11 protein-coding genes are annotated in these 13,889 nt (G+C 55.5%); 3 read left to right on the forward strand and 8 right to left on the reverse strand.

Annotated elements, in window-relative coordinates; genetic code table 11:
- Positions 1–1,053: 1,053 nt before the first annotated feature.
- Positions 1,054–2,346, forward strand: a complete 1,293-nt coding sequence (locus ABUK12_RS08935; RefSeq protein ID WP_410015940.1) for a serine/threonine transporter — start codon at positions 1,054–1,056, stop codon at positions 2,344–2,346.
- 54 nt (positions 2,347–2,400) lie between these two features.
- Here ABUK12_RS08935 and ABUK12_RS08940 read toward each other — a convergent pair whose 3' ends face one another.
- The 4 genes from ABUK12_RS08940 to ABUK12_RS08955 all read right to left on the reverse strand — a co-directional run bounded on the left by ABUK12_RS08940 (position 2,401) and on the right by ABUK12_RS08955 (position 6,464).
- Complete coding sequence (locus tag ABUK12_RS08940; protein WP_410015941.1) at positions 2,401–3,600, reverse strand: serine hydrolase; 1,200 nt, start codon at positions 3,598–3,600, stop codon at positions 2,401–2,403.
- A gap of 280 nt (positions 3,601–3,880) precedes the next feature.
- Entirely contained in the window at positions 3,881–4,540 is a 660-nt protein-coding gene (locus ABUK12_RS08945) for a methionine ABC transporter permease (protein WP_410015942.1), read from the reverse strand.
- Entirely contained in the window at positions 4,533–5,549 is a 1,017-nt protein-coding gene (locus ABUK12_RS08950) for a methionine ABC transporter ATP-binding protein (protein WP_410015943.1), read from the reverse strand. The genes ABUK12_RS08945 and ABUK12_RS08950 overlap by 8 nt, the downstream gene beginning before the upstream one ends.
- A gap of 72 nt (positions 5,550–5,621) precedes the next feature.
- Positions 5,622–6,464 (reverse strand): MetQ/NlpA family ABC transporter substrate-binding protein, encoded by an 843-nt coding sequence (locus ABUK12_RS08955; RefSeq protein WP_410015944.1) that lies wholly within the window; start codon positions 6,462–6,464, stop codon positions 5,622–5,624.
- Positions 6,465–6,832: 368 nt separating this feature from the next.
- Here ABUK12_RS08955 and ABUK12_RS08960 point away from each other — a divergent pair, with 368 nt between their 5' ends.
- On the forward strand, positions 6,833–7,459 hold the full coding sequence (locus ABUK12_RS08960) for a glutathione S-transferase family protein (RefSeq protein WP_410015945.1): 627 nt from the start codon (positions 6,833–6,835) through the stop codon (positions 7,457–7,459).
- 133 nt (positions 7,460–7,592) lie between these two features.
- Here ABUK12_RS08960 and ABUK12_RS08965 read toward each other — a convergent pair whose 3' ends face one another.
- A complete protein-coding gene (locus tag ABUK12_RS08965) occupies positions 7,593–8,702 on the reverse strand; it encodes a PQQ-dependent sugar dehydrogenase (RefSeq protein ID WP_410015946.1) in 1,110 nt (369 codons plus the stop codon).
- Positions 8,703–8,988: 286 nt separating this feature from the next.
- On the opposite strand from ABUK12_RS08965, the gene ABUK12_RS08970 reads away from it, so the two are divergent.
- Positions 8,989–9,816 (forward strand): 5'-nucleotidase, lipoprotein e(P4) family, encoded by an 828-nt coding sequence (locus ABUK12_RS08970; protein ID WP_410015947.1) that lies wholly within the window; start codon positions 8,989–8,991, stop codon positions 9,814–9,816.
- Between the two features lie 665 nt (positions 9,817–10,481).
- Here ABUK12_RS08970 and gsiD read toward each other — a convergent pair.
- From gsiD to gsiB, 3 genes are read right to left on the reverse strand one after another with little or no spacing between them, the layout of a single operon-like run.
- Positions 10,482–11,387 (reverse strand): glutathione ABC transporter permease GsiD, encoded by a 906-nt coding sequence (gene gsiD / locus ABUK12_RS08975; protein ID WP_410015948.1) that lies wholly within the window; start codon positions 11,385–11,387, stop codon positions 10,482–10,484.
- 9 nt (positions 11,388–11,396) lie between these two features.
- Positions 11,397–12,317, reverse strand: a complete 921-nt coding sequence (gene gsiC, locus ABUK12_RS08980; RefSeq protein WP_410015949.1) for a glutathione ABC transporter permease GsiC — start codon at positions 12,315–12,317, stop codon at positions 11,397–11,399.
- Between the two features lie 9 nt (positions 12,318–12,326).
- Positions 12,327–13,868, reverse strand: a complete 1,542-nt coding sequence (gsiB, locus tag ABUK12_RS08985) for a glutathione ABC transporter substrate-binding protein GsiB (RefSeq protein ID WP_410015950.1) — start codon at positions 13,866–13,868, stop codon at positions 12,327–12,329.
- Positions 13,869–13,889 lie beyond the last annotated feature (21 nt).

Raw genomic sequence — 13,889 nt, forward strand, 5'->3', positions numbered from 1 at the left:
TTTTTTTGCCCAGGGCGCGGCGCTGAAACGCTTTTTGCCACCATCAGACCCTTTCTATCCATGGCGGCGTCGCAATAAAATGAAAATTTCAGTTTTTTCTTATGATGACACGTCGCCCTCTTACATTAATTTTTTTACATAAACAGCAGCCACCGGCCGCGCGCGCCGCGCCGGCCGTACGCGTTGCCGGCTGCTGCCGTACGGCGCGGGCGCCGACGCATAAGCCCGGCGCTCATGGCGCCGGTCGGAAATGAGATTTTTTTGATCTAACGCAGAACTTTCGCTTATGGCCGCAGTCTGAATATGTGCCACTGCTTTTCTTTGATGTCCCCAAATTGAGGAGCCCGATCGTCCCGCCTATTAGGTTCAAGACTTTCGGGTTTTTTATTGTCCGCCATTCCCCCGGTCATAACGGTTGCCTGGCGCATCGAGCGGCGGTTTCCCCGCTACAATCTGCACCTCTGCGCCCCTGCGCTGACGCCGCCACCTGCAGGCCGGACAGCGATTTTTTAGTCTGGTCGTTGGGCCGGGGCCGTATTATCCCCTATTATTCCACGAAAAATGACTAATTCAATTACAGTAAATTAATTAAAAGATAATTCATAATAACAGCAATAATAAATGCCGACATTAGGTGCTTGGCCGCACAATAGCGTTATAGGGGTGCAGGCTATTGGGCAGGCATTAATCTCATGACGGCGGCAGGTCGAAAAAAATGCCGCCGATGTCAAAAAATATCATTATATTAAAGCGTTAGTTAACTTTAACGTTAATGAACCATTACAAATATTATAGCAGGAGTTATTATTATTACGCATTAACCTAACCCGTACTGCACCATTAAATAATCGACTTAGATCAAAAAAATCAACATAGCGCATGAATATCCCGAACAAATTCTATATTATGTCCATCTGATCTCACCGCCCAATATTATTTACCTGATGACTCGCTCTTACTGTTTTTCGTAACTGCTATTGCAATAAAAGCGGCTATGTAATAAGCCTTTGCAGTTTATATATTATTCGTTCCGCTTTGTTTTTTGGAGATATAATGGATACAACTCAAGCCACCACGGAAACACTGGCCCATCGGACCGCGTCGGCATCCTGGAGCAAAACGGATGCTGTCTGGATGATGGGGCTTTATGGCACGGCTATCGGCGCCGGGGTGCTGTTTTTGCCCATCAATGCGGGTATCGGGGGCCTGGTGCCGCTGATCATCATGGCGCTGATTGCGTTCCCCATGACCTTTTTCGCCCATCGCGCTTTATGCCGCCTGGTGTTGTCGGGCGACGGCGCGTGCCGGGATATTACCGACGTGATTGAGCAACACTTCGGCGCCCGGGCGGGCCAGGTGATTACCCTGCTTTATTTTTTTGCCATTTACCCCATTCTGCTGGTCTACGGCGTCGCCATCACCAATACCGTCGACAGTTTTATTACCCATCAATTGCACCTTACCGCGCCGCCGCGCGCGCTGCTGTCGTTGATCTTGATCATGGGCCTGATGACCGTCATCCGCCTGGGTAAGGAGATTATCGTCAAGGTCATGAGTATGCTGGTATTTCCCTTTGTCGCGGTGCTATTGTTCCTGGGCGCGTTCCTGATGCCCCACTGGAGCACCGACATTTTCCATACCGCCCTGCCGCTTCGCGGCACAGGAAACGGCGGGTTATGGCATACCCTGTGGCTGGCGGTGCCGGTGCTGGTATTCTCGTTTAACCATTCACCCATCATTTCCGCCTTCGCCATGTCGAAAAAAAAGGAATACGGCGATAACGCCGAGCAAAAATGCTCGCGCATTTTATTATACAGCAACATCCTGATGGTGCTGACGGTGATGTTTTTCGTTTTCAGCTGCGTCCTTAGCCTCTCGCCCCAGGACCTGGCGCACGCCAAAACGCAAAATATCTCCATCCTGTCCTTCCTGGCCAATCACTTCAACAATCCCTTTATCGGTTTTTTGGCGCCGGTCGTGGCGTTTGTCGCGATAACCAAATCCTTCCTCGGCCATTACCTCGGCGCCAGCGAGGGCTTTATCAGCCTGCTGGATAAGGCGCTGCGCAAGCCGGGCAGAACCGTCCATGAGGTTACACTGCACCGGCTGACGGGGCTGTTTATGCTGGCGTCGACCTGGCTGGTGGCGACCATCAACCCCAGCATCCTGGGTATTATTGAAATGCTGGGCGGCCCGATTATCGCCATGCTGCTTTTTCTGCTGCCCATGTATGCCATAGCCAAGGTGCCGGCCATGGCCCGCTATCGCGGCGCGGCCAGCAATTATTTTGTTTGGGCCATAGGCTTTATCGCGCTGTCGGCGATTCTGTATAAGCTGCTGGAATAAGGTGGGATAATGCCTCCCGCTGGGAGGCATCATAATAACGGAAGACGAGACGGCCTATTTGCCAAACCAGCCGTGTATGGTCTGTAGGATCCAATCCCAGATGTTGCGGAAAAAGCCGCCTTTCTGCACTTCATCGAGCACCACAAGCGGGCGTTGTTCGACAACCTTGCCGTCCAGTTGAAAATCAATGGTTCCTACCACCTGGTGGCGAGCCAGCGGCGCCTCAAGATGAGGAGACGCCAGGGTAAATGACGCCTTCAGGTTTTTCATCTGGCCTTTAGGCAAGGTAACAGACGCATCCTGCGCCACGCCCAAGTCCACCTCACTGCGATCGCCGAACCAGACCCGCTGGCGGGTAAAGGGTTTGCCGGCGGGAATCAGCGTCAGCGTTTCATAAAAATTGAAGCCCCAGGTGAGGATTTTTTCGCTCTCGCGAAAACGCACCCCGTCGGTGGGCGCGCCCAGCACCACCGAAATCAGCCGCATGCCGCCAGGGGTGATAGCCGACGCCACCAGGTTATGGCCCGCGCCATCGGTATAACCGGTCTTGATGCCGTCCACGGTGAGATTGCTGTTCCATAACAGCCGGTTGCGGTTGAGTTGTTTAATCTTGTTATAGGTGAATTCTTTTTGTTTATGCAGGGCATATTCGTCCGGGACATCCCGAATCAGCGCCTGGCTGATGATCGCCATATCCCGCGCGGTGCTGTATTGCCCTTCGGCATCCAGGCCATGCACGGTGAGGAAATGGGTATTTTTCAATCCCATGACGTCGACATATTTGTTCATCAGGCTGACAAACGCATCCTGACTGCCGGCGACATAATCCGCGAGGGCGATACTGGCATCGTTGCCCGACTGGATCACCACCCCGTTGTTCAGATCCGCCACGGAGACCTGCTCTCCGGGCTTCAGGAACATCAGCGACGATCCGCGCAGTACGGGGTTACCCGTGGCCCAGGCATCCTTGCCGATGGTGACTTTATCCTGCTCCGTGATTTTTTTGGCCTTCAGGGACTGCCCAATCACATAGCTGGACATGATTTTTGTCAGGCTGGCGGGGTCGAGACGCAGATCGGCATTTGACTCCGCCAGCACTTTGCCGCTTTGATAATCCATCAGGATAAACGCCTTGGCGTTTACTTCCGGCGCGGCGGGCGGCGTATCGGCCCGGGCTGCGGGGATGAGGGCCAGCACCAGCAGTGCGCCCAGGGTCAGGGTGGTTTTTTTTTGTGGAAAAATGTCATTCTTCATGGCGTGGCCAGAGTATCCCTTCAACAATGGTAACCGCGTTACTCACGGTAGAGATCCCAACAGAGTTTGATGACAAAGCCATACCTTGGGATGATGGGCAAAACCATAAACACAGCGATGTTCCTGATCATCATACCCGTTTTAAATTTGTGTGCTGGTTTGTCAGCCGTGCAAACACATCAAGTCTATGCGAAACAGTTCAACTTTGCCGCAACGGCGATCAATTTTCAGCTCTTTTTACATTTTTTTATCTTACCGCCGCCTGACGGCGGGCGGCGGTTTAGCGTTTACTGCGCCGGTCGGCGCGTTGTGCCAGGGCGTCGCCCAACACCTGGACTATCTGGACTAAAATAACCAGCGCCACCACGGTAATTATCATGACGTTGGTTTCGTAGCGGTAATAACCAAAACGGATGGCCAGATCGCCCACCCCGCCGCCGCCGACAATCCCCGCCATGGCGGAATAGCCGATAAGGCTGACCAGGGTGATGGTCAACCCTCGTAATAGACCCGCCAGCGCCTCCGGTAATAACACCGTGCAGATGATGCGCATCGGGCTGGCGCCAAAGGCTTCGGCAGCCTCGACAATGCCGGGATCCACTTCGCGCAGCGCGCCATCCACCAGACGGGCATAAAACGCGATGGCCGCCACGGATAACGGCACGGCCGCGGCGATGGGCCCGATGGTGTTGCCCAGCAACAATTGCGTTAACGGCAGCAGCAGCACCAGCAGGATGACAAAGGGTATCGAACGGATGATATTTACCAGCACCGTGCCGCTAAGATAGAGGGCGCGGTTTTGCCAGAACAGATGGCGGTCGGTGACATAGATGAGAAAGCCCAGCGGCAGGCCGCCGATAATGGCAAACAGCGTGGCGATCCCTACCATCTGGAAGGTTTCGCCAAACGCGGCAAAAAGATCGAGCCATAAATCAGCCATGCAGCACCTCCACGCGCGCGGTATTTTCCTGGATATAGGCGACCGCCAGGGCAACCTGTTCCGACCTGGTGGGATGGGTTAACAGCGCCACCAGCACGCCCAACGCGCGGTAGCCGATATACTCAATTTTTCCGTGCAGGATATTCACCGACACGCCGAAACGCGTGGCGACATCCGACAGCACCGGCTGCTCGGCGGAGGCGCCGACAAACAATATTTTCAACAGGGTACCGCGTAAATCCTGCATTAAGCGGGGCGGCAGCTCAAGATTAAAGGTATGCGAAACCAGTTGCCGGGTAAATTCGTGCCGGGGCGTGGCGAAAATGTCAAAAACCGCCCCTTCCTCCACCACTTTCCCCCCGGTCATCACCGCCACGCGGTCGCAGATGGTCTTGATGACCGTCATTTCATGGGAAATCAATACAATGGTAATGCCGAGGCGGACATTGATTTCCTTAAGCAGCGTCAGTATTGATGCCGATGTTTCCAGATCCAGCGCCGAGGTCGGCTCGTCACACAGCAACACCTCAGGCTGGTTAGCGATGGCGCGCGCGATGCCGACCCGCTGTTTTTGCCCGCCGCTAAGCTGTGCCGGGAAGGCCGCCGCCTTATCGGCCAGGCCCACCAGCGCCAGGATTTCCGGTACCCGCCGGGCGATATCACCGGAGGATTTGCCGGCCGCCCGCAGGCTGAAGGCGACGTTCGCCGCCACCGTGCGCGTATGCATCAGGTTAAAATGCTGGAAAATCATGCCGATTTTTTGCCGTTGCCGGCGCAACGCGCCGCCGGAAAGCGCGCTGACCCGGACGTCGTTAACGATAACCTCGCCGGCGCTTGGCCGCTGGAGCAGGTTGATGGTGCGCAGCAGCGTGCTTTTGCCCGCCCCGCTGGCGCCGACGATACCGTAGATTTCACCGCGTTTAATCCGCAGGCTGACGTCGTCCACCGCACGGGCGCCCGGTTGCTTTCCCTGTGGGAAATCCACGCTGATATGGTCTAACTGAATCATTATCCGCATACTCCAAAATCACATCCAAAGCGGAAAACCGCCTGCCGGACAAGAGTGCCGGCAGGGGCTTGGTCAGGGTTTAACCTGGGGGGCGGCCTGCATCCATTCGGGTTTCTGGAATTGGCTGAACATCGAGCCGGGTTGGTTAATCACCGCAGCATACGCCGGCGATTCCACCGCGGCCTTGATGTCTTTGACAAAAGGTTTATCCAAATCGTCGGTGCGTACCGCAATGACATTTTTCAGATTTTCATCCAGCGTTTCCAGCGCCAGGGCCGATGACATCTTCAGGCCCGCGGCAATGGCAAAGTTGCCGTTGACCAGCGCGCCGCTGGCGCTGTCAAGGGTGCGCGGCAACTGGGCGGCCTCCAGCGGCTTGAATACCAGGCCGCGCGGATTCAGGGCGATATCGCGTTCGGAGGCTTTAGTGGGGTCGATATCCGCCTTGATTTTAATCAGACCCAGTTTTTCCAGAAAACGCAGGCCGCGCGCCAGGTTGGTGGGATCATTTGATAGCGTGATGATATCGCCCTTCTTGAGCTCGCGGATAGCGGTGATTTTATGCGAATAGAAACCCATGCTGGCGGTGGGCACGGTGATAAGTTTACTCACCTTCAGGTTTTTGTCGGCGGCAAACTTTTCCAGATACAGCGTATGCTGGAAAAGATTGGCGTCAATACTGCCGTTGGCCAATGCCATATTCGGCTGCACATAGTCGCTGAACTCCCGCACCTCCACCGTATAGCCTTTATTTACCAGCTCAGGCTTGATGGCCTGCTTCACCATATCCCCATAAGGACCCGGCGCGACGCCGAAGACAATGGTTTTTGGATCGCTGTTCGCCTGGGCCAATTGCAACCCCAGGGCAAACAGCCCTACGGATAAAACCGCGCGCACGATTTTTATCACTGTCATAACGATACCTTTCCCTAAATGAATGGACCCGGCCAATGGCCGTAAAACCCATGATTAAAGCATAATTCCCAGGCGGACATCGCGGATTCTTGCCGCGCTATTTTTTTTTGAAACAAAATATCGTTTAAAGATGCATGTTTAGATAATTATCAATTAGCGCAATAGTTTACAGGTTATAATTTATGAAGACCGGTTAAACCATGAAGATATGTCCGGGAAAAGCTCATTTTCTTTTTATGCGCTAAAATCAGGCTTAATACGGCGATAAAAGGCGGAGCAGGTAAACCGGTTTTTTTACGGCATAACCCCCTGTTAGGCCACGCTGAAGATTGCCCAACTATTTAGAAAAATATAACGGAGAAGGCGCAATGTTGACAATCTGGGGTCGTGAGAATTCAGTGAACGTGAAAAAAGTACTGTGGTGCGCCGCGGAACTTGAACTGGCGTTCAACGTAATACCGGCTGGCGGCGAATACGGTAAAAACAAGGATCCGCTGTTCCTGGCGTTAAATCCCAACGGCCTGGTGCCCTGCCTGCAGGATGATGATAACGATTTGGTGCTCTGGGAATCCAATACCATCGTACGCTATATGGCGGCAAAATTCGGCCAGGACCAGTGGCTATTAGCGGATGCGGCGGTACGCGCCGCCTCTGAAAAATGGATGGACTGGACGTTATCCAGCCTGTCGCCGGCGTTACAGCCGGTGTATATCAATCTTATCCGCACGCCACCGGCCAAGCGTGATAAACAATTGATAGAAAACGGCATTAAACGATGCGAGGAATTATTGGATATCGCTGAAACCGCTCTGGAAAAACACCCCTATTTTTCCGGGGAAAAATTCGGCATCGGCGACATTCCCATCGGATGCCTGGCGTATAACTGGTTTACGCTTGATATCGAGCGCAAACCACGTACCCATCTGCAAACCTGGTATGACGCCATTTCTTCCCGTCATGCCTTCAAGACGCGGGTCATGCTGCCGCTGAGCTAACCCGGGCCTGCCGACCGGCATGATGACGAGATGCGGGCCCGGGCGGAAGCGCCCGATCCCCGTGGCGGCCGTTGCCCGTCATGCGTGCGTTACGCTGTTCAAATACCGCAGCCATCGGCTATCAGGCCGGTGGTTATTCCAGCCCAAGCCTGAGCAATTTACCGTCCCGCTCGTCGGTGAGCGCGTAGACGAAGCCGTCGGGTCCCACGCGCACATCGCGGATGCGCTCATGGCGGTCTTCCAGCAAGCGTTGTTCAGACTTCACAACGTCTCCCTTTAGCGTCAGTCTGATTAACGCCTGTTGTTTTAATGCGCCGATAAACAGCGAGTTCTTCCACTGCGGAAATCGATCGGCGTTATAGAACGCCATACCGCTTATCGCCGGCGATTTTTGCCAATACCAGGCGGGTTGCACCGTGCCCGCGACCACACCGCCCTGCGCTTCGGGGATTTTCAAACCCGAGTAGTTAATGCCGTAAGTGGCGATCGGCCAGCCAAAGTTAGCGCCTTTGGTGATGATATTCACTTCATCGCCCCCCTGAGGGCCGTGTTCATTCTCCCAGATGACGCCGGTCCAGGGATTTAATGCCATTCCCTGCGGATTGCGATGCCCCAGGGACCAGATTTCCGGACGGGCATTATCGTCGTGGACAAAAGGATTATCCGGCGGTATTTCGCCATCGGCGGTTAAACGGACGATTTTGCCCTGGTGTTTGGTCATATCCTGCGCCGTGGGGCGGCGATTATTTTCGCCCAGGCTGATAAACAGAAATCCTTGCCGGTCAAATACCAGCCGTCCGCCAAAATGCTCGCCGCTGGACAGTTTGGGCTGCTGGCGGAAAATCACTTTAAAATCGGTCAGTTGCAGATTATTTTCCGATAAACGGCCATACCCTACCGCCGTCCCCGCGTCGTCTTTGCCCGCTTCGGCATAGCTAAGATAAATGCGCCGCGACTGTGCAAAATCCGGGGCCAGGACCACATCGAACAGCCCGCCCTGGCCGTGGGCGTAGACCTTTGGCACGCCGGCGATGGGGGCCGAAAGGGGCTGGCCGGGCTGCCAGTAGCGTAGCCGTCCCGGTCGTTCGGTAATCAACATACCGCCGTCCCGCGGCAAAAATGCCAGGGACCAGGGGTGATCCATACCCGTGAGCAATTGGGTGACCTGAAGTTCCGCCGCCATGAGCCGGCCGCTGAAAAACGCCAGGCCGGCCGACAGCAGCAGAGGTGTTATCCAACGCATGGTGTTCTCTCCATTTTATCGTTCCCCTTAAGCGTAGAAATGACCCGCCGGTTGCGCGATAAATCACCGCCGGATTTACACTTACTGACATTACCGTTATTCCCTCGCGTGGTTCCCGTGTCCAATCGCACGATGTTTTTAGTTTCATAATTAATAAAATGCATGTTATTAATTTATAAATAACTAAGTTATCTTGAAAATTGATACCCCCTGCCAGACAACACTGAAATTACCCGCTTCGATGGGTCGAGCTATAGACAGTTTCGGGATACGACAAGGAGAAACAATGCATACTGTAAAATGCGGGTTCGCCGCTTTGACCCTCAGCCTGCTGCTAAGCGGCTGCGCTCCTCATCAGCAAGCCGCCGCGCCTGAGACGGCACAGCAAAAGCTCACGGAACAAACGGTATTTGCCGTTAACTGGATGCAGCAATCGGGCGAAATCAGCGCCCTGTCCTACCAGGCTTTCAATACCGCCGAAACGGCATTTACCCAAGCCAAAGCCCGCCCCGGCCTGAAGAAGGCGGTGGTGGTGGATCTGGATGAGACCATGATCGATAACAGCGCCTATGCCGGCTGGCAGATCAAGCATCACCAGCCCTTTACCGACGCTACCTGGAGCAAATGGAACCAGGCGCGCGAGGCCAAGGCGCTGCCGGGCGCGGTGGCGTTCTCCCACTATGTGCTGGAGCACGGCGGTCGTATTTTTTATGTCTCCAACCGCGCGCAGGCTGACTACACCGCCACGGTGGATAATCTCAAGGCGTTGGGTTTTGCCGACGTCACCCCGCAAACAGTATTACTGAAACCTACCGGCGGCAGCTCCAATAAGGTTGAGCGTTTCGCGGCGGTGGAAAAACAAGGCTATGATATCGTGGTGTATGTCGGCGATAACCTGAATGATTTCAGCGGCGAGACCTATCATAAACTGAATACCCAACGGCGGGATTTTGTTAACCGTCACCAGGAGGAATTCGGGCGCAAATATATTGTGCTGCCCAATCCCAGCTATGGCGATTGGGAGGGGGGCATGGCGCAGGATTACTTTAAGGTGAATGATGAGGGCAAGGTGAAGATCAGGGAGGAGAGAATCGATGCCTGGGATGGGAAATAGGGAAGGATTGGCACTGCGGGTAATGGTCCGTGGCAGTTGCTTTTATCATTGACTGCCGCTTCTGCCAATGGCATTTATTTTTGGCACTGGCTCTTGCTATAGATAGTGCCATTTTCTATTGCCACCTGCTTTTGACCTTCACCTTCACTTTGATTTTTACTTTGATTTTGATTTTGACTTGGTCGTTGATTTTGACATTGACTTTGACTTGGTCGTTGATTTTGACATTGACTTTGACTTGGTCGTTGATTTTGACGTTGACTTGGTCGTTGATTTTGACGTTGACGTTGGACCGGCATCAAGCACGCTGACGGCACGGTTCACGACCGGACGAGCCGCAGGGATGCGGCGAGAGCTTAGGCCCGCGCCGGGAGCGCGTGCCGTGCGGGCCGCAGGGCGGGAGCCGGGACGGAAGGCACCGCGCAGCGGCGTGCGATCTGCCGGTAGCCCGGGGGTCGAGGGGGCCGGGGCGACTGCCGGCCCCTCGTCGCTTGTCCGCACGGGGCACCATAAAACACCGCCGCCCGCGGCAAGCGAAATCCCCACCTCACCCATTGACAACCCCACTCCGGCAAACGAAGCCTCCGCCTCGCAAACCCACCCCATCAGCGCCACCAGTAAAAGCCCAAAAAGCGCACGCGGCCCCCGCCAGGGCAACCTTCTCCTTAATTCTTTAACTTCGGATCCAGCGCATCCCTCAACCCATCCCCCAGCAAATTAAACGCCAGCACCGTCAAAAAAATCGCCAGGCTCGGGAAAATGGCAATATGCGGCGCCGTCACCATATCCGCCCGCGCCTCATTCAGCATCGCCCCCCATTCAGGCATCGGCGGCTGCGCGCCCAGCCCCAGGAATGACAAACTGGCTGCGGTGATAATCGAGGTGCCGATACGCATGGTAAAATACACCACGATGGAAGACATCGTCCCCGGCAGAATATGGCGCAGCAGGATGGTGCGGTCCGACGCGCCGATACTGCGCGCCGATTCAATAAAGGTCTGGTGCTTGAGCACCAGCGTATTGCCGCGCACCAGCCTGGCAAACGCCGGAATGCTGAAAATCGCCACGGCGATAATCACATTCGCCATGCCGCTGCCCATAATCGCCACCACGGCGATAGCCAGCAAAATACCCGGAAAGGCAAACAGCACGTCGCAGATCCGCATAATCAGCCGGTCCCACCAGCCTTCATAAAACCCGGCCACCAGGCCCATCACCGTGCCGATGACCATGCCGAGCAAGACGGAAAAAAAGCCCGCCGCCAGCGAAATGCGCGTGCCCATCAGGATACGGCTGAAAATATCGCGCCCCAGGGAATCCACCCCCAGCCAGTGCATGGCCGACGGCCCTTCGTTAAGCCGGTCATAATCAAAAAAGTTTTCCGCGTCAAACGGCGCCAGCCAGGGCGCCAATAACGCGCTGATTATCAGCAGCAGCACAAATATCCCGGCCGCCAGCGCCAGCGGCTGCTGTTTAAAGCGCCGCCAGAACTCGCTCCACGGCGTGCGCACGCGATGAGGATTAAGCACCGGCATCGCCGCCAGGGCGGCGTTTCGTCGCCAGAATTTCATCGCCGGTCCTTACTGATACCGGATAGACGGATTGATTGCCGCATATAACATGTCCACCAGTAAATTAATAATGATAAATTCCAGCGAAAACAGCAGTACCTCGGCCTGTATCACCGGATAATCGCGCATCTCCACCGAATCCACCAGCAAACGTCCCAGTCCCGGCCAGTTAAATACCGCCTCCACCACGATCGAACCGCCCAGCAGAAAACCAAACTGCAGGCCCATCATGGTCACCACCGGAATCATGGCGTTGCGCAGGCCGTGTTTCACCACCACCCAGAATTCGCCCACGCCCTTGGCCCGGGCGGTGCGCATATAGTCTTCCTGCATCACCTCGACAAAAGAGGCGCGGGTAAAGCGCGCCATGATGGATGCCACCGCCGCGCCGAGAGTAATGGCGGGCAGGATATAATGCCGCGGCGTGTCCGCGCCCACGGTGGGCAGCCAGCCCAGGCCGACGGAAAACACCTGCATCAGCAGCATGCCCAGCGCAAAGGCGGGAAAAGAAATCCCCGAGACCGCAAGCGTCATGCCGATGCGGTCCGGCCAGCGGTTACGCCATACCGCCGAAACGATGCCCAGCGCCATGCCCAGAATCACCGCCCACGCCATACTGGCGACGGTCAGCCAGAATGTGGGCATAAACCGCGAGCTTATCTCGGCGCTGACCGGCCGTTTCGACACCAGCGAGGTGCCGAAATTGCCGCGTACGGCATTGGCGATAAAATGGACAAACTGCTCCGGCAAGGGCCGGTCCAGCCCCAAATCCTGGCGCACCAGCGCCACCACCGAGGCATCGGCGTTCGGCCCCGCCGCCAGCCTGGCCGGATCGCCCGGCAGCAGGTGGACAAACAGGAACACCAGCACCGCGACGATCAGCAGGGTCGGGATCAGCCCCAATAAGCGCTTAATAAAATAATTCAGCATTCTGCCGGGTTATTTCATATCAGCGTGGGTGAAATCAAATGAACTGTCCGGCATGACATAAAAACCGGTCAGATTCTTGCTGCGCGCGTACAGCATTTTTTCCGTCAGCAGGAATACCCAGGGCGCGTCAGCCCAGATTTTATCCTGCGCGTCTTTATACAACCGGGTTTTCTCGGCGCGGTCGGTGGTTTTCAGCGCCTCGGTCAAATCTTTATCCACCTGCGGATTACTGTAAAAGGCGGTATTGAAGATGGCAGGCGGCGCGGAGGTGCTGGCGAACAGCGGCGTCAGGGCCCAGTCGGCCTCGCCGGTGGACGCGGACCAGCCGGTATAGAACATGCGCACGCCGGTTTCGTTCACCCCTTTGGCCTCGACCTGGGCCGCGCGCTGGCCGGCATCCATGGCGGTAACGGTGGTTTTAATCCCCACCTGGGCCAGCTGTTGCTGGGTAAACTGCAGCGCCTTCTGGAAGGTGCTGGTATTGTGCGATGACCATAGGGTGGTGGTGAACCCGTCCGGATAACCGGCTTCCTTCAGCAGTTCGCGCGCCTTGGCCGGATCGTAGGGCCAGGGTTTGTATTTAACCGCATAATCAATGCCTGCGGGCAGCGGCCCCTCGGCGGGCACGGCATAACCGGCATAGGCGACTTTGATCAGCGCGTCTTTATTAATGGCGTAGTTCACGGCTTGGCGCACCCTGACGTCGTCAAACGGCTTTTGCGTTACATTCAGGCTGATATAGCGCTGCAGGATGGAGGGCGCCGACACCACATCCAGCTTCGTGCTTTTTGCCAGTAAGGCCGCCTGTTCGTAAGGGACCGGGAAGGCAAAATTGGCTTCGCCGGTTTGCAGCATCGCCGCGCGGGTATTGTTGTCCACCACCGGTCGCCAGGTGATGCTGTCGAGCTTGGCGGCGTCTTTTTGCCAGTAGCCGTCAAAACGCTTCACTTTGACAAAATCGGTCTGGTTCCACACCTCAAATTCGTATGGGCCGGTGCCCACCGGATGAAAGCCGATTTCCTTGCCGTATTTTTGCAGTGCCGCGGGGGAAATCATCGCCGCCGCCGGATGGGACAAATTATTGATAAACGGCGAGAACGGCGTTTTCAGCGTAATTTTTACCGTTAACGGGTCGACCACCTCGGTCTTGTCGATCATTTTGAACAGATTGTAGCGCTTGAGATGGTTGTCCGGATTGCTGGCGCGATCCAGGTTCACCTTGACCGCTTCGGCATTAAAATCAGTACCGTCCTGGAACTTCACGCCTTTATGCAGCTTGATGGTATAGGTGAGGCCGTCGGCGCTGGCCTGATAACTTTCCGCCAATACGTTAACCTGCTTCATATCCTTATCGAAGCCAAACAGCCCCTGGTAGAACGACTTGGCCACCGCCTGCGACAGGGTATCATTGGCGTCATACGGGTCCAGGCTGGTAAAGTTGGAACCCACTGCAATCACCGCGTCCTTGGCCGCCCAGGCCGGTACCGATGCCAACGCGCCCATCACCGCCGAGGCGATAAGCATATTACGCTTAACCGTGTTTTTTATCATAAGGTTGCACTCTCCAAGAAT

Origin of the sequence: Sodalis sp. C49 (assembly GCF_046352915.1) — a bacterium.
In the GTDB taxonomy this organism is placed as follows: Bacteria; Pseudomonadota; Gammaproteobacteria; order Enterobacterales; family Enterobacteriaceae; genus Acerihabitans.